At 57.4% G+C, this 22,618-nt stretch carries 24 protein-coding genes and 2 pseudogenes; 9 read left to right on the top strand and 17 right to left on the bottom strand.

All coding sequences use genetic code 11. From position 1 onward, the window contains the following. Positions 1-5: 5 nt before the first annotated feature. The 7 genes from QZR30_RS14845 to QZR30_RS14815 all read right to left on the bottom strand — a co-directional run bounded on the left by QZR30_RS14845 (position 6) and on the right by QZR30_RS14815 (position 7,527). A complete protein-coding gene (locus QZR30_RS14845; RefSeq protein WP_068967392.1) occupies positions 6-1,385 on the bottom strand; it encodes an iron-containing redox enzyme family protein in 1,380 nt (459 codons plus the stop codon). A gap of 217 nt (positions 1,386-1,602) precedes the next feature. Further along, a complete protein-coding gene (locus QZR30_RS14840; RefSeq protein WP_311903552.1) occupies positions 1,603-3,345 on the bottom strand; it encodes an ABC transporter substrate-binding protein in 1,743 nt (580 codons plus the stop codon). A gap of 32 nt (positions 3,346-3,377) precedes the next feature. Then, a complete protein-coding gene (locus QZR30_RS14835) occupies positions 3,378-3,650 on the bottom strand; it encodes a DUF2160 domain-containing protein (protein ID WP_005789020.1) in 273 nt (90 codons plus the stop codon). A gap of 11 nt (positions 3,651-3,661) precedes the next feature. After that, a complete protein-coding gene (locus QZR30_RS14830) occupies positions 3,662-4,462 on the bottom strand; it encodes a carbohydrate ABC transporter permease (protein WP_005789022.1) in 801 nt (266 codons plus the stop codon). Between the two features lie 10 nt (positions 4,463-4,472). Continuing rightward, positions 4,473-5,339, bottom strand: coding sequence for a carbohydrate ABC transporter permease (locus QZR30_RS14825; RefSeq protein WP_005789024.1), 867 nt, complete (start codon positions 5,337-5,339; stop codon positions 4,473-4,475). Beyond that, the gene (locus QZR30_RS14820) at positions 5,336-6,433 is read right to left on the bottom strand and encodes an ABC transporter ATP-binding protein (RefSeq protein ID WP_311903547.1); all 1,098 of its coding nucleotides are present in this window, start codon (positions 6,431-6,433) and stop codon (positions 5,336-5,338) included. The genes QZR30_RS14825 and QZR30_RS14820 overlap by 4 nt, the downstream gene beginning before the upstream one ends. Beyond that, positions 6,433-7,527 carry an ABC transporter ATP-binding protein gene (locus QZR30_RS14815; protein WP_311903544.1) on the bottom strand — a complete coding sequence of 365 codons (1,095 nt, stop codon included), beginning with the start codon at positions 7,525-7,527 and terminating at the stop codon, positions 6,433-6,435. Before QZR30_RS14815 ends, QZR30_RS14820 begins: the two co-directional genes overlap by 1 nt. Before the next feature lie 351 nt (positions 7,528-7,878). Between QZR30_RS14815 and QZR30_RS14810 the strand changes: the two genes are divergently transcribed. Further along, entirely contained in the window at positions 7,879-9,693 is a 1,815-nt protein-coding gene (locus tag QZR30_RS14810) for a sigma-54-dependent Fis family transcriptional regulator (RefSeq protein WP_311903542.1), read from the top strand. Between the two features lies 1 nt (position 9,694). Here QZR30_RS14810 and QZR30_RS14805 read toward each other — a convergent pair whose 3' ends face one another. The 5 genes from QZR30_RS14805 to QZR30_RS14785 all read right to left on the bottom strand — a co-directional run bounded on the left by QZR30_RS14805 (position 9,695) and on the right by QZR30_RS14785 (position 13,731). Next, entirely contained in the window at positions 9,695-11,806 is a 2,112-nt protein-coding gene (locus QZR30_RS14805) for a TonB-dependent receptor family protein (RefSeq protein WP_068967393.1), read from the bottom strand. 135 nt (positions 11,807-11,941) lie between these two features. Continuing rightward, entirely contained in the window at positions 11,942-12,211 is a 270-nt protein-coding gene (locus tag QZR30_RS14800) for a hypothetical protein (protein ID WP_311903540.1), read from the bottom strand. A gap of 142 nt (positions 12,212-12,353) precedes the next feature. Then, positions 12,354-13,094: a hypothetical protein gene (locus tag QZR30_RS14795; protein WP_046068600.1), complete on the bottom strand. Its 741-nt coding sequence runs from the start codon at positions 13,092-13,094 to the stop codon at positions 12,354-12,356. 152 nt (positions 13,095-13,246) lie between these two features. Further along, positions 13,247-13,564 carry a hypothetical protein gene (locus QZR30_RS14790; protein WP_046068601.1) on the bottom strand — a complete coding sequence of 106 codons (318 nt, stop codon included), beginning with the start codon at positions 13,562-13,564 and terminating at the stop codon, positions 13,247-13,249. A 5-nt stretch (positions 13,565-13,569) separates the two neighbouring features. Next, positions 13,570-13,731 carry a hypothetical protein gene (locus QZR30_RS14785; protein ID WP_164484442.1) on the bottom strand — a complete coding sequence of 54 codons (162 nt, stop codon included), beginning with the start codon at positions 13,729-13,731 and terminating at the stop codon, positions 13,570-13,572. Between the two features lie 223 nt (positions 13,732-13,954). Here QZR30_RS14785 and QZR30_RS14780 point away from each other — a divergent pair, with 223 nt between their 5' ends. The 3 genes from QZR30_RS14780 (at position 13,955) to QZR30_RS14770 (ending at position 16,335) form a co-directional block, all read left to right on the top strand. Then, the gene (locus QZR30_RS14780; protein WP_059398281.1) at positions 13,955-14,332 is read left to right on the top strand and encodes a DUF1090 family protein; all 378 of its coding nucleotides are present in this window, start codon (positions 13,955-13,957) and stop codon (positions 14,330-14,332) included. A gap of 136 nt (positions 14,333-14,468) precedes the next feature. After that, positions 14,469-15,032, top strand: coding sequence for a hypothetical protein (locus QZR30_RS14775; RefSeq protein WP_311903537.1), 564 nt, complete (start codon positions 14,469-14,471; stop codon positions 15,030-15,032). Between the two features lie 976 nt (positions 15,033-16,008). Further along, a complete protein-coding gene (locus tag QZR30_RS14770; protein ID WP_046068605.1) occupies positions 16,009-16,335 on the top strand; it encodes a DUF2388 domain-containing protein in 327 nt (108 codons plus the stop codon). A 583-nt stretch (positions 16,336-16,918) separates the two neighbouring features. Here the strand turns inward: QZR30_RS14770 and QZR30_RS14765 are convergent. The 3 genes from QZR30_RS14765 to QZR30_RS14755 form a co-directional block, all read right to left on the bottom strand. Continuing rightward, positions 16,919-17,158 (bottom strand): hypothetical protein, encoded by a 240-nt coding sequence (locus QZR30_RS14765; RefSeq protein ID WP_056846529.1) that lies wholly within the window; start codon positions 17,156-17,158, stop codon positions 16,919-16,921. 352 nt (positions 17,159-17,510) lie between these two features. Further along, positions 17,511-17,717, bottom strand: coding sequence for a hypothetical protein (locus tag QZR30_RS14760; RefSeq protein ID WP_046068607.1), 207 nt, complete (start codon positions 17,715-17,717; stop codon positions 17,511-17,513). Positions 17,718-18,242: 525 nt separating this feature from the next. Further along, positions 18,243-18,572 carry a DHCW motif cupin fold protein gene (locus QZR30_RS14755; protein WP_046068608.1) on the bottom strand — a complete coding sequence of 110 codons (330 nt, stop codon included), beginning with the start codon at positions 18,570-18,572 and terminating at the stop codon, positions 18,243-18,245. Positions 18,573-18,940: 368 nt separating this feature from the next. Between QZR30_RS14755 and QZR30_RS14750 the strand changes: the two are divergent. From QZR30_RS14750 to QZR30_RS14740, 3 genes and pseudogenes are all read left to right on the top strand, one after another. After that, a pseudogene (locus QZR30_RS14750) lies at positions 18,941-19,091 on the top strand (integrase); the annotation flags it as partial. A 373-nt stretch (positions 19,092-19,464) separates the two neighbouring features. Next, complete coding sequence (locus QZR30_RS14745) at positions 19,465-19,674, top strand: hypothetical protein (RefSeq protein WP_056847802.1); 210 nt, start codon at positions 19,465-19,467, stop codon at positions 19,672-19,674. 92 nt (positions 19,675-19,766) lie between these two features. Then, positions 19,767-20,132: a hypothetical protein gene (locus QZR30_RS14740; RefSeq protein ID WP_311903534.1), complete on the top strand. Its 366-nt coding sequence runs from the start codon at positions 19,767-19,769 to the stop codon at positions 20,130-20,132. On the opposite strand, the gene QZR30_RS14735 is transcribed toward QZR30_RS14740, so the two are convergent. Then, on the bottom strand, positions 20,111-20,320 hold the full coding sequence (locus tag QZR30_RS14735; RefSeq protein ID WP_056847800.1) for a hypothetical protein: 210 nt from the start codon (positions 20,318-20,320) through the stop codon (positions 20,111-20,113). The genes QZR30_RS14740 and QZR30_RS14735 overlap by 22 nt on opposite strands. Before the next feature lie 83 nt (positions 20,321-20,403). Here QZR30_RS14735 and QZR30_RS14730 point away from each other — a divergent pair, with 83 nt between their 5' ends. Then, positions 20,404-21,102: an SOS response-associated peptidase family protein gene (locus QZR30_RS14730; protein ID WP_311903533.1), complete on the top strand. Its 699-nt coding sequence runs from the start codon at positions 20,404-20,406 to the stop codon at positions 21,100-21,102. Here QZR30_RS14730 and QZR30_RS14725 read toward each other — a convergent pair. Beyond that, on the bottom strand, positions 21,099-21,386 hold the full coding sequence (locus tag QZR30_RS14725) for a helix-turn-helix domain-containing protein (protein ID WP_056847798.1): 288 nt from the start codon (positions 21,384-21,386) through the stop codon (positions 21,099-21,101). The genes QZR30_RS14730 and QZR30_RS14725 overlap by 4 nt on opposite strands. A gap of 510 nt (positions 21,387-21,896) precedes the next feature. Here QZR30_RS14725 and QZR30_RS28045 point away from each other — a divergent pair. Continuing rightward, positions 21,897-22,616, top strand: a pseudogene (locus tag QZR30_RS28045) (MCP four helix bundle domain-containing protein); the annotation flags it as partial. Positions 22,617-22,618 lie beyond the last annotated feature (2 nt).

Genomic DNA, 22,618 nt, shown 5'->3' with positions numbered 1-22,618 from the left:
GTTCCTTAGCGCAAACGCGCGCGCAATTGGATAAAGCGGCGGGTCGCATACAGCCCCGCGGGCGTACAGTGACGGCGCGCCGACATCCAGGGGATCAGCGCGGTGAGCTGCTGGTCATCGGGCAGTTTCCACAATGAATCCACCAGGGCCTGAGTGTCCGGATCCGCCGGGCGATGCTGCTCGCGGGAGAAACGGCTGCCACGACCCGGACGAACCGGCGGCACGCGCTGGCTGCTGATCCAGTCCCCGGCGATCCAGTCATGCATCAGTTGTTTTTCATAGCCGCTGAACACACCAAACATCGCCGCGCCGGCGCCCTCGATCAGTTGCCAAAAGCGGCTCTCGGCGGGATCCTGGTTGCGTTTGATCCAGCCCTTGTCTTCCAGGGCCTTGAGGAAATCGCCGATCTGCCCCGGCTTGGCCAGCCACTGGTTGACGGTCTTGCCTTCGAAGCGGCAGTAGTCCGAATGCATGTGCTGGCCAAAGGTGCGCTTGCGCTCAAGCATGGCGACCACCTCGTCCTGCAGGTTGAACTGCTTGATCACCGCCGTGGTGCCCGGGCCAAGATCATTGAGGCGATACCCTTGCGCTACGCGACGGTAGAAATCCGCCCTGCCCTCGCCCAGCGGCAACAAGCTCAGCACCGATTGCGCAGCCTTGCAGGCATGGCCGCTGCTGGCGTTGTCGATGGTGACGTGGAGGGTGAAGTAATAGGGGTCGATGCCCAGTTCGCTCAGCTCGTAGGCGGTGATCAATAGGTGCAGGGGCAACTGTTCGTAGCCCAGGTTGAAGCCGATGATCTCCGGCAGGAACTCTTCAGCGCACAGGCCCAGGGCCAGTTGCAGCGCACCTTGCAGGTAGTGGTCATCGTCCAGTCCGGCTTCGCTGTCGGCATCGTGTTCACTGAGTAATTTGCGATAGATCACCACATGGTTCTGCGCGGCCTCGCCATCGCCCAATTCTTCCAGGTAGGTGGTGAGCAGGCCATCAAAACGCGGGTCCTGCCAATAGCGCAGCAAGCCGTTGAGCCAGGCGCCATCCACCTGTTTAGTCGGCCCCACGCGCTGCAGGAAATACAACGCATGGGCTTTGTTCTGGAAATAGCGACGGGGCCGGCCTTGCTGGCGTTGCTCAAGGTAATCGGCGTAAGCCTGGGCCACGTCGGCGCAACGCTGTTCGACCCAGGCCGGCAACTGCTCCGGCATCTGGGGCAATTCACTGGGTGCCTCGCGTACCTGAGCCAATTGCGCTTGCAGGAAGTGGCGCGCGGCTTCTTCACAGCCATGGGTTTCCCCATAAAGCTGCTGGTAAAGCTCCTGGTAGGGGCCGTGAGCCGATGGGGTCATGGAGGCCGGCTGGCCTGACAGCGCTGTAAGGAGTGTCATGATGGCAGTTTCCGCAAAGTCCGTTACAACGGGCCTCCCACAAGGCGGCCCCGCAAGAGCGCTCAAAAATGTGCGCTTCTAAAAAGCAGAGCATTGGGATGTGCGAAAAATTCAAATGAGGTTGGGTTGGGGTAGATAAGCGGTCATTGACGGCACAACGCAGGTCCAAATGTGGGAGGGGGCTTGCTCCCTCCCACATTCTGCACACTCTGATGAACTATTTACGCGCCGCTTCCCACTGCTTGAGCAAGTCGTTGTAGTTCACGGTTTCGCCTTTGGGCTTCTCGTTCGCCAGTTTCGGCTTCGGCGCACCTGGCTGGTCGAACCAGTATTGCGCGTCACGCTCGGGGTTCATTTTCGGGCCGCACACCGGTTGCACCTTGGAGCGTTCCAGGCGCGTCATGATCGCATCCTGCTCCTTGGCCAGGTTGTCCAACGCCTGTTGCGGGGTTTTCTCGCCGCTGGCGGCGGCGGCGATGTTGCTCCACCACAGTTGCGCCAGACGCGGGTAGTCCGGCACGTTGGTGCCGGTCGGCGACCATTCGGTGCGGGCCGGGCTGCGGTAGAACTCCACCAGACCGCCGAGTTTGGGCGCCATGTCGGTCATGGCCTGGGAGTTGATATCCGACTCACGAATCGGCGTCAGACCGACGATGGTTTTCTTCAGCGACACGGTTTTCGAGGTGACGAACTGCGCGTAGAGCCAGGCCGCGAGTTTCTGCTTCTCGGGGGTGGACTTGAGGAAGGTCCAGGAGCCTACGTCCTGATAGCCTTTCTTCATGCCCTTTTCCCAGTAAGGCCCGACCGGTGACGGCGCCATGCGCCATTTCGGCGCGCCGTCGGCGTTCACCACCGGCAAGCCCGGCTTGACCATGTCGGCGGTAAACGCGGTGTACCAGAAGATCTGCTGGGCGATGTTGCCCTGGGACGGCACCGGGCCGGATTCGGAGAAGGTCATGCCGGCTGCTTCCGGTGGCGCGTAGGCCTTCATCCAGTCCACGTATTTCTGCGTGGCGAACACTGCCGCCGGGCCGTTGGTATCGCCGCCGCGGGTCACGCTGGAGCCCACCGGGTGGCAGTCCTCCACACGAATGCCCCACTCGTCCACCGGCAGGCCGTTGGGCAAGCCCTTGTCGCCGCCGCCGGCCATGGAGAACCACGCATCGGTGAAGCGCCAGCCCAGGGACGGGTCTTTCTTGCCGTAGTCCATGTGCCCGTAGATGCGCTTGCCGTCGATTTCCTTGACGTCTTCGCTGAAGAATTTGGCGATGTCTTCATAGGCCGACCAGTTCACCGGGACGCCGAGGTCGTAGCCGTATTTTTCCTTGAACTTGGCTTTCAGCTCCGGGCGTTCGAACCAGTCGGCGCGAAACCAGTAGAGGTTGGCGAACTGCTGGTCGGGCAGCTGGTAGATCTTGCCGTCCGGCGCGGTGGTGAAGGACAGGCCGATAAAGTCCTTGAGGTCCAGGGTCGGCGAGGTGAAATCCTTGCCTTCATTGGCCATCAGGTCGGTGATGGATTCGGTCTTGCCGTAGCGAAAGTGCGTACCGATCAAGTCGGAATCGTTGACCCAGCCGTCATAGATATTCTTGTCGGACTGCATCTGGGTCTGCAGCTTCTCCACCACGTCGCCTTCCTGCAGCAGGTCGTGGGTCAGCTTGATCCCGGTGATTTCACTGAAAGCCTTGGCCAGTACCTTGGACTCGTACTCGTGGGTAGTGAGGGTTTCAGACACCACGTTGATCTTCATCCCACGGAAGGGCTCCGACGCCTTGATAAACCACTTCAACTCCTCGAGCTGCTGGGCTTCGGTGAGGGTGGAGGGCTTGAACTCACTGCCGATCCATTTTTTTGCGGCATCTTCATAAGCATCGGCCCAGGCCGAGGCGCTCAAACCGCTGAGGGCCAGTACGGCGGCCAATGAAATGCTATGTCGCAGCTTATTGTTTTTATTCAACATAGAGACCTCCTGGTTGTTTATTCATAAGGGCACTAGCCCCAACGCATCACACTCAACAGCCATACCAGGGAGAGCGCGGACGCCACCCAGATGCTCCAGTCGGTAACGCCGATCACCAGCAAATGCAGGTAGGCGCTGCCGAGAAGTCCGATAAACAAGCGATCACCACGAGTGGTACTGATCGGCAGAAAACCGCGCCGGGCGATGCTCGGCGAGCGCAGTTCCCAGGTGGTCATGCCCGCCAGGATCAGCGCGATGCCGCCAAAGAACAGCGCAGTGGGGGTGGTCCAGGCCATCCATTCCATCATCGATTCCTCTAGACCCGGCCCAGGGCGAAGCCCTTGGCCACGTGGTTGCGAACAAACCAGATCACCAACATGCCCGGGAGGATAGTCAATACCCCCGCTGCCGCCAGTACGCCCCAATCAATCCCCGACGCAGAGACCGTGCGGGTCATTACCGCCGCGATGGGCTTGGCGTTGACCGAAGTCAGCGTGCGCGCCAGCAGCAGTTCGACCCAGGAAAACATAAAGCAGAAAAACGCCGTGACGCCGATGCCGGAGCCAATCAGCGGGATAAAAATCTTCACAAAGAACTTGGGAAAACTATAGCCATCGATGTAGGCGGTTTCGTCGATTTCCTTGGGCACGCCGGACATGAAGCCTTCAAGGATCCACACCGCCAACGGCACGTTGAACAGGCAGTGAGCCAGGGCCACGGCGATGTGCGTATCGAACAGGCCGATGGAGGAATACAGCTGGAAAAACGGCAGCAAAAACACCGCCGGCGGCGCCATGCGGTTGGTCAGCAGCCAGAAGAACAGGTGCTTGTCACCCAGGAAGCGGTAGCGCGAGAACGCATAGGCTGCCGGCAGCGCCACGCTCAGAGAGATCACCGTGTTCAGGCTCACGTAGTACAGCGAGTTGAGGTAGCCGGTGTACCAACTCGGGTCGGTGAAGATCACTTTGTAGTTGGCCAGGGTGAACTCCTGGGGAAACAGGGTCAGGCCGCCGAGGATTTCGGTGTTGCTCTTGAACGACATGTTCAACAGCCAGTAGATCGGCACCAGCAGGAACAGGATATAAATCAGTAACGGAATAAGCTTGCGCTTGCTCATGTTGGCGGCCTCAGCGGTTGGCGTCGGAATGGGTCATGGCGGTGTAGAACAGCCAGGACACCAACAGGATGATCAGGAAATACACCAGCGAAAACGCCGCTGCCGGGCCCAGGTCGAATTGGCCTACGGCCATCTGGGTGAGCGTCTGACTCAAGAAGGTGGTGGCGTTCCCCGGCCCGCCCCCCGTGAGTACGAAAGGCTCGGTGTAGATCATGAAACTGTCCATGAAGCGCAGCATCACCGCGATCAACAGCACGCTTTTCATCTTCGGCAACTGGATATGTCGGAACACTGCCCAGGCCGATGCACGATCAATCCGCGCGGCCTGGTAGTAGACGTCCGGAATGGCCCTTAAACCTGAGTAGCACAACAGCGCCACCAACGAGGTCCAGTGCCACACATCCATCACCAGCACGGTGACCCAGGCGTCCATGGTGTTAGCCGCATAGTTGTAGCTGATGCCCATGGCGTTGAGGGTCGAACCCAGCAGGCCGATGTCGGCACGGCCAAAGATCTGCCAGATGGTGCCGACCACGTTCCATGGAATCAGCAGCGGAATGGCGAGGATAATCAGCACCAGTGATGACCAGCGTCCTTTGGTCGGCATGGTCAAGGCGATGGCGATGCCCAGCGGGATTTCAATCAGCAGCACACAGGCCGAGTAGATGAACTGGCGCAGCAACGAGTCGTGCAGGCGCGGATCGAGCAGCACCTGCTTGTACCAGTCGGCCCCGACGAAGTAGCGGCTGGACTGGTCGAAAATATCCTGCACCGAGTAATTGACCACGGTCATCATCGGGATCACCGCACTGAACGCCACCAGCAGGAACACCGGCAACACCAGCCACCAGGCCTTGTTGTTCTGCACCTTGTTCATGGCGCCACCTCCAGCAGGTAATCGTCGGCGTAGAGCATCAGCCATTGCGCGGGGAAGCTGATCGACGCCCTGCCCTCCGGCACTGGCTTGTCTTCAGCCATGCGCACTTTCAGCGGCGCGCCGTCGAGGTTGAGGGTCATGATCTTGTAGGTGCCGAGGTCTTCCACATGCACGATTTCGGCTTGCAGGGCGTCAGGGTTGTACTCGTCCCATACGTGGATAAATTCCGGGCGGATGCCTACCTGCAGCTTTTGGTAGTCGGTGGCGCTGATACGTTGTTGCAACGCTTCGGACAACGGCAGCAGCGTGCCGGCAAAGCCGACGCCGCCGGGCTTGGCCTGCACCTCAATCAGATTCATCCCGGGACTGCCGATGAAATAACCGACAAAGGTATGGCTCGGCCGCTCAAACAATTCACGCGGAGTGCCGAACTGCACGATCTGCCCGCCGTACATCACCGCGATCTTGTCGGCGAAGGTGGAAGCTTCCAGTTGATCATGGGTGACGTAGACCATGGTGATATTGAACTGCTCGTGGATCTGCTTGAGCTTGCGCCGCAGTTTCCATTTCAGGTGCGGGTCGATCACGGTCAACGGCTCGTCGAACAGGATCGCCGAGACGTCATCGCGCACCAGGCCACGGCCCATGGAGACTTTCTGTTTTTCGTCGGCGGTGAGGTTGCGGGCTTTTTTGCTCAGCAGGTTTTGCAGGTCGAGGACTTCGGCAATTTCCTGCACCTTGCTGTGGATTTTCGCCTCGGCCATGCCCTGGTTTCGCAGCGGGAAGGCCAGGTTGTCGAACACCGTCATGGTGTCGTACACCACCGGGAACTGGAACACCTGGGCGATATTGCGTTTCTCCGGGGTCAGGTCGTTGACCACCTGGGTGTCGAACAGCACCTGGCCCTCAGAGGGGCTGAGCAGGCCGGAGATGATATTGAGCAACGTGGACTTGCCGCAGCCCGATGGCCCGAGCAAGGCGTAGGCGCCGCCCTGCTCCCATACGTGGTTCATTTCCCGAATGGCATAGTCCTCAGGCCCCGCTGGCGTAGGACTATAGCTATGGGCAAGGTTACGCAAATGGATCTCGGCCATCAGGCAACCCTCGCGATACGGCGCCCGGGGGCCTGGACCAAACGGCCCTGGCCATCGAACACAAACAGTTTATGGGTGGGGATATACACGCGGATCGGCGCGTCGACGTCGTACTCGTGCACCCCCGGCAGGTGCAGCACCAGCAGGAAATGTTCGCTGCGTACATGCAGGAAGGTTTCCGAGCCGCTGATCTCGGCGACTTCCACGGTCACGGCCAACTCCAGGTCATCGTCGTTGCTCGGCACCAGGCTGATATGGCTGGGGCGCACACCAAAGCGAAATTCGCCTTCGCCGATGGGACGCAGGTCGACGTTGAGCGGGAAATGCACGAAGTTGGCAAAGCTGACCTCATTGCCACTGATGCGCCCGGGCATCAGGTTGATCGGCGGCTCGGAGAACAGCTCGGCGGCGAGCACGGTCTGCGGTTGGTGATAGACCTCGGCGGCCTTGCCGCTCTGGATCACGCGGCCCTCGTGAAGAATGGTAGTGGTGCCCCCCAGGGCCAGGGCTTCGTTGGGTTCGGTGGTGGCATAGATGGCAATGGTATGGCGCGCCTTGAACAGCTCGCGCATTTCCTGACGCAGCTCTTCGCGCAGTTTGTAGTCCAGGTTGACCAGCGGCTCATCGAACAGAATCAGTTCAGCATCTTTGACCAAGGCACGGGCCATGGCAGTGCGTTGCTGCTGACCGCCGGACAGTTCCAGCGGGTGGCGTTGCAGGAACTTCTCGATGCGCAGCATTTTGGCAGTTTCCAGCACCTTGCTCTGGATCAGCTCGTTGGACACACCGGCCTGGCGCAACGGCGAGGCGATGTTTTCGAACACGGTCATGGTCGGGTAATTAATGAACTGCTGGTAGACCATCGACACATTGCGCAGGCGCACCGGTTTTTGCGTGACGTCCACGCCGTTCATCAGGATGCGCCCGCTGTCGGGCTTGTCCAGGCCGGCCATCAGGCGCATCAGGCTGGTCTTGCCGGACAGCGTGCGACCGAGCAAGACGTTGAACGAACCGGCTTCGAAACGCAGGTTGGCGTCGTCGATCCAGGTTTGGCCGTCGACAACGCGGGAGACATGTTCCAGGGTCAATGACATGACACGACCTTTTTATTATTGGAATGAATCTGGCCAGGTGTCAGAGCGAGTTTCGTGCCAAAACTGCAAGCGCTTGATGCATAAGGAAATGGGTTAATCGGGATGTTCAGGAGTGAACAAAGTGGCTGAACAACTGAACACTTTCGGGGTTGACAATGAACAGTTCTGAACAACACTCTCATGACCAACAGAGGATAAAAATGTGGGAGGGGGCTTGCTCCCGATAGCGGTGTGTCAGTGAAAAAATGCTGACTGACACACCGCTATCGGGAGCAAGCCCCCTCCCACACTTGAACCCATTTGAATGGTTGAATGTGCACATCCAATAACAATAAAAATGAAGGTCGCACCATGGCCGAACCACTGGCTCACGACACCCTTATCCAGGAATCCTGGCGCCGTTGCCGCGCCTTCGGCCTGGACCACCAGAGCACGCCAAGCTTTGACCAACTGCCCGCCGAAGGCATCAGTCAACTCCTGGAAAGCCAGCATTCACTGGTGCAGACCACGCACCAGGAAGTACTGCCCTACTATGAAAACATCCTCAGCAACTCCAACTGCCTGATCATGCTGGCTGACAATCAGGGCCAGGTGCTGACCTCGTGGGGCACCCAGCGGTTTATCGAACCCAAGCTGGCCCGTGGCTTCAGCCCCGGCGCCAGCTGGAAAGAGCGCTCCAGCGGCACCAATGCCATCGGCACCGCGCTGGCCTGCGCCCAGGCTGTGCATATCGAGCACGATGAACACTTCCTCAAGGCCAACCGTTTCATGACCGGTTCCGCGGCGCCTATCTTCGACGCCCAGCGCGAAATCATCGCGGTGCTGGATGTGTCCAGCGACAGCTACCTGCCGCCCTCCCATACCCTGGGCATGGTCAAGATGATGAGTCAGACCGTGGAAAACCGGCTGATCCTCAACCTGTTCCGTGGCGAACATTTCCAACTGACCTTCAACACCGGCTTGAGCAACCTCGACAGCCAGTGGGCCGGCCTGCTGATCTTTGATGAAAGCGGCCAGGTACTATCAGCCAATCGACGTGCGGATAACCTGCTGGGCATCAGCCTGTCGCGGGTGATGATCGACAGTCTGTTCAAGGTGTCTTTACTGGAGTTGCTCAACCAGCCCGAAGGGTTGCCCTTTGCGTTGCAGGCGGCTGGGCGCAACCGCTTCCAGTGCCTGTTGAAGCGCCCCAGGCAAATGCCGGTGCAGGCCCGGGTGTTCAGCCAACCGCCGCCAGCGCCGACCTCGATCAACCTCAAGACCCTGCATTTTGGCGATGTGCGCATGGAGAAAGCCGTGCGCCAGGCCGAACGTCTGCTGGAAAAGGACATTCCATTGCTGATTCACGGCGAGACCGGGGTGGGCAAAGAGGTGTTCGTCAAAGCCCTGCATCAGGCCAGCTCGCGCAGCCGACAGGCATTGATCGCTGTGAACTGTGCGGCGATTCCCGCTGAACTGGTGGAATCGGAACTGTTCGGCTACGAAAAAGGCGCCTTCACCGGCGCCAATCAGAAAGGCAGCATTGGCCTGATTCGCAAGGCGGACAAGGGCACGCTGTTTCTCGACGAGATCGGTGATATGCCCTTGCCGACCCAGGCCCGCCTGTTGCGGGTGTTGCAAGAGCGCTGCGTGCAACCGGTGGGCAGCAGCGAGGTGTTCCCGGTGGATTTGCGCATCATCTCGGCGACCAACCGGGCCCTGCGTGAGCTGGTGCAGGCCGGACGCTTTCGTGAGGACTTGTACTACCGCATCGGCGGCCTGACCCTGGAGTTGCCGCCGTTGCGTGAGCGTACCGACAAGCGGGCGTTGTTCCAGCAACTGTGGCAGCAACACCGCGAGCCGACCCAGTGGGCCGGGCTGAGTGCCGAGGTATTGGGGCTGTTCGAGCAGCATCCATGGCCGGGGAATTTGCGCCAGGTGAGCAGCGTGTTACAGGTGGCGCTGGCAATGGCCGAAGAGCAGCCGATCCGTGCGGAGCATCTGCCCGATGATTTTTTTGTCGATCTAAAAGAGGCGGCACCGCTGTCTACACGCGAGCGCCTGGATGACAACCTGGATCTGAACCAACGCCTTGAGGCCGTGGGCGGAAATATTTCCCACCTGGCGCGGGAACTGGGGGTGAGCCGCAATACCCTGTACAAACGCCTGCGCCAGCACGAAGGTTGATTTAACGCCAACGCCAAGACACACCGGTGTAAACACCACGTCCATCGGCAGGGGTAGAGCGTGCTGCGTCCATGCCCTTGTCGTCGTAACCCGGCGTAACGGTATTGGCATAACGACGGTTGGTCAGGTTGCGCAGGTCGACCCAGGCTTGCCAGTCCTGTTGGGGCGCGTCGTAGCCGAAGGTGGCGCCGAAGGTAGTGTAGGCCGCGGCATAGTAGGAATTGGCGTAGTCCACCGCGACCCGTGAGGCATGCTCGGTGTTGAGGCTGGTGTAGAAACCCGTCGGGTGGCTGTAGCGCACCTGCGCCTGGTAGTAGTGCTTGGGGATGCCAGGCAGGGTGTTGTCACCGAAACGCTCATCGTCGCGGTATTGGAAATCGCTGAAGGTGTAGGCCTGGCGCAGGTCGAGCTTGCCGCTGCGGCCGCCGTCCCATAGCGGGCTGAGCAGGCCCAGTTCCACACCCTGGTGCACAGTGGGGCTGGCGTTGGATTCGGCGATAACGGCATTGCTGGTGGAGGTCTGCGCCTGGGTTTCCACGGAGAGCAGTTCGTGGCGTACTTCGGAGCGGTAGAGGGCCAGGTCCCACTGGCCGAGCCATGCCTCACCGCGCCCGCCGATTTCCAGGGTGGTGGCGGTCTGGTTCTTCAGGCTGATGCCTTCGCGTGCCAACCCATTCGCGGGTCCGGTGCTGAAGTACTTGTTGGAACCCCAGATCATCGACCAGGCATGGGGCGGCTCTACCGAGCGACTCAGGTTGGCGTATACCTGCAATTGCGGGGTGAAGTCGTAGCGCAGGCCGATGCGCGGGGCGTAGTCCCAGTCATGTTGGCTGAGCGGCGCCTGGCCGTCGGGGTAAGTCACCTGGGTTTCGCGGCGGGTGTAGATCGCAGCGAGGCCGGTGGTGAGCCATAGGTCGGGGACCAGCTCCAGGTCGTTGCCGATGTGCAGCACGGTGTCGGAACCCAGGTAGCTGTAGTCGCGGGTCTTGGTGCCAGGGGCGTAGCCGGCGGTTTTGCCAGTGGGGGTGCGCACGTACTCGGTGGCGCCATTGTTGGGCATCGCCTGGGTGGTACGCAGGCCGACGGTGGTTTTGCTGACATGGCCGAACAGGCTGTCCTGGCGGATGTAGTTGAGGGTGCCGCTGATATCGGTGTAGGCGACTTTCAGGCGGTTGCTGCCTTCGCGCAGGTCCATGGGGTAGTCGTGATAGGCCAGCCCGACCTCGACCCTTGATGCGTCATCCAGTTGCAAGGTGGTCTTGTTGGCGATCCAGGTGGAGCCCGGTTGCAGGCGTTTGGAATCGCGAGCGGCATTCACGCTGTTGGCGGCACGTGGATCATGGCTGACCTGGTAGCGCGTGAGCTTGCCGGGGGAATCGTTGGTGGTTTCGCGGTAGCGCAGGTAGAAACGCGTTTCCAGGTCCGGGTTGAAGCGGTAGCCAAAGTTGGCGGCAATGCCCTTGCCGGTGCCGGCGCTGTGGTGCTGGTAGCCGTCGGACTCTGAATCGGTAAGGCTGATGTAGTAGTCGGCATCCCCCAGCACCTGGCCGGAACTGACCTCGCGCTGGGCGTAGCCGCGACTGCCGACCTCGTAGCGCATTTGCAGCTTGGGCGCGTCGTAGCCGGTGTGGGTCACGTAATTGACCGAACCGCCCAAGGCCAATGCGCCCTGATCGAACCCATTGGCGCCCCGCAGCACTTCCACCCGGCTTTGCCACAGCGGGTCCTTGAGTTCATAAGGGGTGCCGCCCGGGCCGGTAAGCGGCAGGCCGTCGAACATCTCATAAAGGCCGGAGCCATGGGCACCCGGGCTGCGGTTCAAGCCCGAGCCGCGAATGGATAACTTCACCCCTTCGTTATTCGCCGCCTTGGCGTACACCCCGGCCTGGTACTTGAACACATCTTCGTTAGTGCTGACACGCCCCTGTTGCACGCTGCTCATATCGATGTAGTTGGTGCCGCCGGGCACGCTGTTGAGCTGCGCCTGGGCGATTTCGGCAGCGCTGGCCTCAGTGGTGGTGACTTCGACCGGCGCCAATTGCAAGCCTTCGGCCTGTACCAGCGAGCTGAGGGTCAGGGCGGCAAAAAGGAACGGGGGTTGACGCAGCAGCATTGGGGCGGGTCCTTGGAATTCAGGAGCGTGGCAGGCCGAGCCCACCACGCGAACAGTGATGGGAAGGCAGGCACGCCCGTCAGGTCACGCCTTATTGACGGACCAGGCGGCGTCCAAGACAGTATCGAACCTGTTTTAGCCGTCCGGCGCCTTCAACGCGCGCATCAGATCGTCGGCCTCCGATCCTGCCGGGAAGCGGAACCCGCACATTTGCTCCGTGGCCAGAATCTCACCCAGCGCATCGCGCAACTGGGTTTCCGTGGGCGAGTCACGCAGCAGCTTGTGGGCCGGCAACAGCAACTCGACAGAGACGCCCTGGACAGTCGCGGCATCAATCACGGCGAAGAGGATAAACCGCAAACGTATTTCGCGATCCGTGGGCCAAACCGTTTTTCGTTTACCCAAGGTAGGGCCTCGTGTTTAAGAAAAATCCGAGGCTATTGCCCGCAGGGACGCGTTTCAAGCAGCAGGAGGCAAGATAGGCCGCTTCCTACAGTGGAAAGGGAAACACCGCACCGTTTGAGCTATTTATGCGCGCTGCCGCGTCTCACTGCACCGGCAGAAAATTCATCAGCAACAGGCTTTGTGCGTAATTGAGGCCGATGCGGCGGTAACGCTCATCGAGGATTTCGGTGAGCAAGTCGAGGCGCGCGACGATCTTGCCGAACTCGACAGCGAAACTGAGGTTGCTGCCCTCTTCCGATATCTCATTGGAAAACAGCAGCAATACACCGTTGGCATCCTGGCGTTGACTGAGCAGCCAGGTGGCCTTCTCGATATTGCGTGCGGCATTGCTGACGAACTGCGGGTTGATTGAGTCAGTCACATAAAACTGCGTGCGCCCTCCGTGGGCGGTCACGAGCATGCTGCCGATCGCGTAGATAAACGCACCGACCCGGTCGCCACGAAAGTCGGGACTCAAGGAATAACTCAGGGCAGCCAGATCACGCCGGTCTCCCAGTGCGGGCAAGGGTTGACGATTCTCGATGGCCTGACGGATTACCCGCGCCGCGCTCACCGCATCCGGGTAACCCGACTGGCGCCACTGGCTGGGGTTACGCAGGTAGAGCTTGCTCATCAGCAGGTAGAGGCTTTGCAGGTTGTCGCGCATGCCCAGGGTCGCCATGCGGTCGACGCTGGTCTGGAAGAACTCATCGGGCTTGCCGCTGCTGAACTGCCTGGCGATATCGCGGCCTTGTTGCTGGCTGCAACCCACTACGCAGAGCGCGAACACCAAGGCCAGCAACAGCGGCCATAGCGAGGTAAAAACAGTTGACGTTCGATCCATCGGCACCGGGTCTGATTCTGTGGGCTACCCGCGGGAGTCGGGTAGCCGGGACAGGGATAGATCAGCAGAATGGAAAAAAGTGCAGCCGCACGGGTCAGATAAGCATAGGACTACAGGCGCTGATCTGACCCGGCACTGGATGAACGGGTGCGTTAAAGCAGTATCGTGGCAAGCATGCCCAAGGCGCCCAGGCAAAACCCGACCAGCGCACCGCGCCCTGGCGCTTCATGAAACAGCGACCACACCACCACTGGCTCAAGTAGCAACAAGGACGTGACCGAGACCACGGTGACAATCCAGATGTCACCCACCGCCCTGTACCCCAGCCAATAGGCGCCCAGCAGGCAAAACCCGGCAAAACACATCACCACGACGGGCAGCACAAACGCTCCCCAGGAGCCGCCGCCGGTGTGGGCCAGCCTGGCGGTTACCACCTCGCTGTAGATTGCACAAAACTCCCCGATCACCATCAAGCCTAGAGCAAAAACTCCGAGTAGTTCTTTGGACATATCAAAAATTCCTTCGTATTCAGCGCGATATTTTTCAGCTCCCAGCCAGTGATGCTGGCGTCCAGGGAGGCATTGCCTTCATACGAAGTGCGTTTGAAAAGGCCTGAATTATCGAAGTACTTGTCCATGCTCGTTTCCTTCACAGGGGGTTGAGGCTCAGCGGCCCACTAGCGGGCGTGTCGATCATAGAGGCAACGTGAAGCAATTCACAATTATGGAATGCTGATATTGAAGGCTAAAAACCGAGCAAATAGTATCTCGCTTCACTCGAGCGCCAACTTTATAGGGATATTGCTCTGCGCCAGCTCGAGTTCCAACGTGTGCGCAGGCAATCAAACATTGAGGTTTGCCATGCGCCTTTCCACACTCGCACCCGCCGCCGCCTTGCTCAGCCTGTTCACGCTGCCCGCCCATGCTGCGGACCTGTCTGCCCTGACAGGCGCCCTGTCATCGGCCCTCGGCGGCGCCAATCAGAACACTACCGCTAACGCCAACAACGCGTCCTGCCAGCAGCAGATCCGCGACCTGCAAGCCAACATCAATGCGGCCAATGCCAAGGGCGACACCCTACGCGCCACGGCCTTCCAGGCAGCGCTGACACAGACCAATAAAAGCTGCGCCAACGGTAGCTACAATGCCCAGGCGCAGGTGGATACCAGCAGTCAACGCCAGCAAAACGTGAACAAGGCTGCGGATGCGATTAATGCGATTGGTGGACTGTTTAAGTAAGCCGCACAGTGATGTAAGAAGAGCCCGCGGTTGCGGGCTTTTTTTCATCTGCCCGTTAGTTATCTGCCGTGCACGGCCCAACGCGATATAAATGCTTTAATGCACGCGATACCCAGATAGCAAAGGACAATGCGCGATGAACAAATACCTCCTGTGTTCGCTAATGGCACTGCTCGCGGGGTGCAGTACGGGGCCTTATCTGCACCCGGAATCGTCGGTGGGCCAGAACGCCCTGCTTTCACGAACCTGCCCGGGTGCACACGCCGCAATCAGTTTTACGCCATTGTCCGAAGAACTCAACTGGGTTCGCGTGCTGGTGTATGTGGCCCCGCCGGGGACACTCAGTTGGCCGGGTAAGGTGAGGGCTACCGACACAGAACTTCGGCTGTTCGGTCGCCTGTATAAACCGCATCTGGGCAACGCCGCCACATCACTTTGGGTAAGTGCGGCCTCGCCTGACGTAACCGTGAAACTGGCTTCGGGGCAGAGCTATCAGGTCAGTATCGAGCAGTTGAAAACTGGGTTCGACCCCAAGCAAATATCCACGTCCTCGATTAAAGGCACAGCTTTGGGTAAAGGCGACATGGACGACTTCACGCTGACCTTTCCGGATATCTTCGTCAACGGTGAAAAAGTCCCCATGGCGCCGATTCACTTCAAAAAGCGCGAAGAGCGTTATGCGCCGGTGTTCAACTGCTGAACCGAATCAGTCGGTGTTCATGAAACCAAATTACCTTGCACAGAAGCCAGCTTGATCCCGAGCGCTACAAAAGCGGCGGCGCTGGTATATTGAATGGTGCGCTCTTCATCGTGTTCCATACGTCCGATGCCGCACAAGGAGCACGCAGCAACGATGGAGCCTGTACATGCGTTTGAATGCCAGGTTCCTGACGTACTCGGCTGGAGTACAAATGCAATCAAACTGTGGGAGGGGGCTTGCTCCCGATGGCGGAGGGTCAGTCAGCACATCTGATACTGACCCACTGCCCATCGGGAGCAAGCCCCCTCCCACATTTGGGCGATGGTGTGCTTGAGCCAGGCGTCAGACAGTGCCAGTACCACTTGCGACGAGACGGGGCCAGCAGCCTCGGGCCACTGAAGGCCAAAGGCTGAAATGCAAGGGTCTCAGATACTCCCGAACACAGCTTGGTTCACCCTCACGGAAAAACGCCCTAACCTGACTTCATACTGCGATGCGTAGACAGCAACCCTTTCTTATCAAAAAGAAAAATCATCTCGTTGCCCCCAGCGTCCTGACAAACAACGCCCTCAGTTTCTCCGTCGACAATTCCTTGGCATGCCATGTTCGATACATATGGACGGATTTGGCACTTCAGGGTTTTGCCATCCTGGATGATCAGGTGATGGGTGGCAGATATGTCTTCTGGAGCAGGCTTGGGGCAGGAGCCGTCACCCCAATCAACCCCTCGATGATTGGGTCGTGAGACGCAACCGGCAAGCAGGAACAGGGGCAACAGGTATTTGAAATTTATGATCACCGTCCTTGGTTGCGAAGAAGATGAGTACATTCTTCGTAACCATATCTCGTTTTATCGGAGGTGTTCTTTCAAGAACGGAACGATTTGCGCCCCCGGCCCAGCGCCGGCCTTCTTGTTTCTAGTGATCCCCCACTCTGCTATGGTGGCGCCCTCATACCGCAACGCAAGCATCAAAGAATGGACTCATGGAAGACTGTTGTAATCGTCGTGATGACGTTGATCGGCAACCAGGTAGTAGCGGCGGAAAATGCCAACCCTTTCGATAAAGGTCTGATGATCACGACGTTCCTGCCAACTATTCTGATTGGGGCAACGACGTCTCTCACGACCGAACCGCCAGAGCTTTTCAAATCAGCCAAAACCGATGCTCTTGCCTACATAGGCTCGAATGGCGAGATTCGCGGTGCGCAGTTTGAGCAAGCATCCCGGCATTATCGCTCAACTTATAGATCGCCCCTCATGTCCGATATGCAACTCGCCCAGGCGATTGCGACTACATACTGATACCGACCGTTAACCTATCCTCCCTGCAATCAGCGGCGGGTGCCTCGACCTAATCCAACTCCCCGCCTGCTGCCGGTGCCCATTCTGTAAGAGCGCATCCGTACTCGGCCCACAGAACCTGTGATCCCTTCCCGTTCAAAGTCAGCCGCTAATGCTCTTGCGCAATCGCCGGGAGCCAGCCCTTGGCGAATTCTCGGGTTTTCGGGTCGAAATTGATTGGGTGGCCAGTGGGGCATTTAACCTAGCCCTATCGAGCCCCCTCGCCAGAGCGTTTGTCATCGTTTCTCCCGGCAATGAATCGGGCGCCTCCTCAAAAAGCATCTTCCCATCAACTCCGTAGACCCCTATGAACAACTCCGTTCTGCCGAGAAGCGACATTCGGACTTGGACGTTTAGAAGCGTGCCATCAGGCTGCCGCTCATCTACGGATCGAGTATGAAGGGCGGGATCAGCCCAGTCCCAGAAAACCTTACCCCTGTTTCTCATGTAAGCGCCCCGATGTTAAGGCGGCAATTATGCGACTGGATTGGGGAGGAAAATAGTACAGAGCGCAGGAAATTTTCTGTTTTCCTGAGGCTCGATGTCACTGATCCACGTGCCTTGGACTGAGGCAGCCAAGCGGTGGAGAGGCCTGATCATCCACTTTAGGCTTCAGAAAATGCGTCCACGCTGAGTGAGCAGCGTCGTAGCGTGCATTTGCGCCGCTCCACTCTACACCGCCAATTTTTCCCGCAACTACAAGCATCATCAGATCACTTATGGCTGCGTCGAGTTCGAGCAGACGTTTGTGCGCTTCGAATCGGAAGTCATCGTTACTGGTCATGGCCCAAGCACCTGTGCAAAACATGAGCCGTAGACATTTTCCTGTACGAAAAATTCTTGCCCGTACAACAAAATCGTCATTCCAAGCATGCTGTTCCACGATCAGCCTCGAATGAAACACTGCATCACCCGCAGATCTCGTCATAAATTGCCTGAGGTTTGAGTGCCGGCCTAGCAATAGACAGGTATCCACTGGCTGCCAATACGTGACTATGAATATGGGGCGGGCACCGGCCATGGCCAACGTTACACCCGCAAATTAGGGCAAACAGACTTTGCCAACCCCCTGCGAATGAACACCGAACACAACGGTGAAGACGAGTGAATCAGCCAGGCTGAAATTTGATTCGAACCTACTTATTGGGCTCGAATTTCGCGAACATCATGCCGAAGAAAAAGCCCCCGACCATGGCCAGATAGACAGACTTATAGCCGGAAACGTTATAGGCCAACCAGTAGTTAGCTGCGGTGATTACGGCGAATGCCAAGAAAAACTGCTTACGAGAAAATTGGCTTAAAAAACGACTTGCCGCCGCGTTCATAGCCTTGAGTTTATTCATTGCGCTTCCTTCCTTGAAAAATGCGGCAATCCTAACTTAGACACCTTTTGTCTGCCATGCTGCATCCGGTAACCGAAGGGCGACAACTGCTTATGATTGCTACGTGAGCATGTAACTAGGGCTTTACCGAGCTCTTGATCACCCAAACACCAACAAGAACAAACGCTGCTGATTTAGCCACGGCGAACAGAGAATCTCTTCCAGCAAACAACTCAAACGCCGAAAATAGTAGCGAGATCGTCCCTACTACCACCAACCCATAGCCAACTGGGCGCACGTACCTGTGGAACATTTTTTCGTCTCCCTGATAAAAATGAAATTGTAGATTTCCTCACATCGTAACCTTATCAACCTTTGCGCCACCATCCGCGATCACGAAGAGCGGCGCCTGAATGCACATAATCCATGAGCAACGACATGTACGAGGCCAGCGCACCTGCTGTGCTTTTTTGATTGCGGCATTATCTTCTGGCTATCGTCCTCAACACCACCGGAACCCTGGGCCAATAGCGGTCTATCCCAGCGTTAATCCACGACGAACAACTTCGCCCCCCTGGTGCTGAAAGATCGGTGCCCCTCAGCGTTGCTGCCCACCTGATAGCTCATCCCCGCGGTGAGTGTGAACTGACGACCATCTTCCAACTCCGTGTGCAACTCACCTTCCAAGCACAACAGGATATGACCTCTCCAGCACCAGTGATCGGCAAGATAGCCAGGACTGTATTCAACCATCCGCACACGTGTCGAACCAAACTGGCAAGTTCGCCAATAGGCGGTACCCGTCTGTCCAACGTACTCGATAGGTTCGACAGTTGACCAATCGGTCGTACCAAACGGAACAGCGGTCAGGTCCATGTTTGCCTCATCAATGGAAGGGGGTCTGCGGACCGTACCTATGCAGTGATCCTTTTCGATAGACACAGATGCCCCGCATTTATGAGATACAGGCGCCCAATCAAGCGTGCAGCCTAGAGGAAAGTTTTCGGTCGGGGATGTGTGAAAACATTTATCAGCGCGATTGGCGCCCAGTGTTGGACTGAAAATCGTGCTTCTACGCAAAACCCAGATCGGCTGAGCATTCGATAATTTTCGGATTTCTCATAGATGCGCAAGCTTCAATTTTCCCGAAGCGTTTTTACACGCTCTAATGGGTGGCCATTGATCGTCGAAACTCAAACTAAAGGCTAAAGGATTCCCCAGTCCTACGCCTGCAAGACCAAGAACAGCAGTTTCAATTCCGTAACATCCGTCCGAAAGCTGCCAGCGAGATCCTCGACCTTGAGGATGCAAGCCGCCTATTGGGTCACATCGACACGCGGATAAACCGAGACAGTTTATAGACACGTTGGCGAGATCGTTAAGCCGACCAGATGACCGAGACGTGCAACTGGTTGCGGAAATCGTCAACATTAATAGCCCGACATAACCAAACCCCAGGAACGCAAAAGCCCCGCTTTCGCGAGGCTTTCGTGTAAATCTTGGCGGGAAACCAGGGATTCGAACCCTGGGAACGCTATTAACGTTCGCCGGTTTTCAAGACCGCTATGCAAATCCAAGCAGGCAAGGGCTTTGAAGGCCTGCGGGGTTCCATTACTAAGGAAAAGTGATCGGGCTACAGACCGCATTCTACAAGGGGTGCGGCTTTAGTTTTGGAACTCTTTTTCACCCCTCTCCGGCGTCCTGCCGACCGCAAATCCCCCCTCAAGGCGACCACTGCTAAGCTGTGCACTCCACCAGAGGAACTCCGATGCCCAACTCAGACCTTCTCCCCTCCCTACTCTCCAAGCTCTACGAAAACCAGCTGGCCCTCGAGGCTTCCATCATGGAGTTATCGAACTGGGTGGAGCAGCGTGGCTCCGCGGATGTGGCCGAGAATATTCGCGGCGCGCTGCACACCATCGACGAGAACGAAGAGTTCATCAAGCTGACTCTAGCAGTCCTCATGTCGCCCGACTGATCGTCGGGTAACCCTGCAGTTCGTCGCTTCAAACCTTCCACCTGACCAAATCCAGATTACTGTACGCACATACAGCATCTGAGATTCATGCTATGAACGTTGACATGGACACCGATGATTGGCTCGGCTGCCCCACTCCACTGGAGATGTACAAGCACCAATGCTCAATCCTCGTTGATGAGCTGGTGGAGACCGAGCGCATGCTGCGCAGAGCTCGAGCCAATATCGCCGGGCTGGTGCAAATGAATGACCTGCTCATGACAGGAAAGGCCGAGGCCGAAGGAAAGCTTGCCGATGCGCTGGAAAAGATAAGTATGCTGGAACACCAGCAGTCGTTTGGCTCGGTGCAAAGCGTGAAGATTGTTACCGAGCAGAGGGACTATCTGTTCAGGGAAAATCAGCGGCTGCTGGCAGAGCTAAAAGCACTGCATGAACTTCACCCAAGCTCATCCGCGTAGGCTGCTACGGCTTCCTCGGTAAGCTCCCGCCACTCGTTATCATCAATTAGGCCCTGCTGCTTCAAGTCATCCGCCAGGGCCAGCCGCGTTTCGTAGCGCTCCTCAGGAGTGACCGATATGAATGCGGGATCATTGCGTAGCGCAAACCACGCCTCCATTGCGGTGACTTGTTCAATGTTGATCGCCATGACGAATGCCTCGAGCCAGTGTCTACAGTGTAGAGATTGGCCGGGGACCGGCTGTTCATTAGCGCCGACGAGCGGAGATGCTTATGTGCGGACGACTATCACAGTACAGCGGTATCCACGACTTCGTTGCGGCGCTGAGCATGCCCAACGCTCTGGCGAACTCTGTGGGCGATCAACCAATTGAACGGTATAACGTGGCACCGACAACAGCGGTTGCGCTGCTACACCTGCAGGGCGATCTTCTACACGCCGACCCGGTGCGCTGGGGATGGCGACCGCACTGGGCCAAGGATCACGCTGCGCCGATCAACGCCCGCGTCGAGAAAGTCGCCCACGGCCCGTTCTTCCGGGCGATCTGGCCTCACCGTGCAATAACGCCGATCAATAACTGGTTTGAATGGGTCGACGAAGGCGGACAGAAGAAGCAGCCTTACCTCATCCGCCGGCGGGATAGTGCACCGATATTCTGTGCTGCCATCGGCCAGCTACCTGATGCAGACGAAGGCCCGGGTGAGCATGACGGCTTCGTCATCATCACAGCCGACAGCGCCGGGGGCATGGTGGACATTCACGACCGGCGGCCCGTGGTGCTGACGCCAGACCTGGCCCGGGAATGGTTGGATCCAGCCACACCCATGGAGCGAGCCGAGCAAATGGTGCTTCACCAGGGTGAACCGTCCGAGGTGTTCGAGTGGTTCAAGGTCGATATGGCCGTGGATAATGCACGGAACAAGGGACCAGAGCTGATCCAGTCTACTAGCCGAAACGGGTACAAAATTTAGTGGATCAGTTCCTTAGCTTTCTCAAGACATTCCGTCGCACTATCGAGAGCCTCCACAGCTTTTGCAGAATCTGCGTTGCCGTTTTGACTACGCTCCCCGGTGATGACAAACAATATGTCTACGCCGGCTTTCGCGACTGCAGCTAAATAATCCGCCCGAGGAACACGAATGCCGCTTTCGTAGCGCCCCTGCGCATTTACCTCAATTCCGCCGATGCTACCAACAGCAGATTGTGACAACCCTAACCTCAATCGCTCTGACTTCAATCTCGCGCCAAGACTCATAATACCTATCCAAATGAGTGGATGTAGTATTTCAGAGGCAAAGGGCATTCAATAAGTTCAGTCATCAGGTGAGACGGGTTAAGCGCCAAAAAAAAACATCACCCCTATGACCGCAACCACCCATCCCAGGGTAAGCAGAAATGAAAGACCTGCAAGCCGCTTGTCCATAGTGCTCTGTCCATATCCAAAAATGACCTCCATACGAAAGCATGTCTGGAGAGTCCTGCTATGTGCTGTGCTTGTACTGCTCGCCTATAGCATGGCACGTCCCGGACGTCCCGCAGCCAAAACTGGTGAGCCGTACGTAGCGAGCGCACACAATATTATTTAGCGCGCAATTATTTAGCACGCCTATCATTCCAATACATTTTTTTGCATACCGCGTTTTAGGTATATGCCTGCAAGCTGCAGCTGGAAGTCACTGTGCCGCATGAAAATGCTGCCTTCGTTCGTGATCCTTGAAATGACGTGGAAAAGCCACGCTACTAAATCCGGCCCTCGGAGGCCTAAATGAAATTAAGATCCTTAAGTATCGCGCGACGAGCTTTCGTCTGTTTTGGCTTAATCACCCTCCTACTGATCAGCTTGGCAGGCTTCTCTTATCTGCAAATTGATCGGCTGCGCGCTGCAGAACAGGACATTGAGCAAAACTCCCTCCCAAGCATTCAGGTCATTGACGATATTCAGATCGCCCTCCTTCACGCCCGCCTTGAAAGTATCCGCATGCTCTCAAGCACCACGGCAGAGGTGCATGATTTCTCGCTGTCAAAGGTCGAAGAAGCTATACAGACACTTCAGGTGAAAACTGATTTCTATCGTGCACATTTGATGTCTGGAGAGCAGGACGAAATCCAGTTTGCGAAGGCGAATCAGGCTATGGGTGCTTACGTCGACGGCCTCAAAAAAGTAATCGCTTTGTATTCATCTGATCATGATCAGGCTGTGAATTTTGCCAACACAGAGCAGGCACAAAGAGCTACGGCTTATCAAGAGCAGCTGACACTACTGCGAGAGCAAAATGCACGCCAGGCCGTGGTGTCTGGAGTAGACGCGACCGACGTATATAACCATAGTGTAAAAGTCCTGGTAGCAGTGCTGATTGTTGCATTTGTGTTAACCATAGCACTGGCGATCTTGTTCACTAGGAGCATCGTAAGTCCAATCAGTTCATCACTTAAATTGGCGGAAAATATCGCTGCTGGCGACCTTACCCATGATCTTGATATAACAGG

The organism is Pseudomonas sp. rhizo25 (assembly GCF_031931935.1).
GTDB classification, from domain to species: domain Bacteria; phylum Pseudomonadota; class Gammaproteobacteria; order Pseudomonadales; family Pseudomonadaceae; genus Aquipseudomonas; species Aquipseudomonas synxantha.
This window is presented reverse-complemented; position numbering and strand designations above follow the sequence as displayed.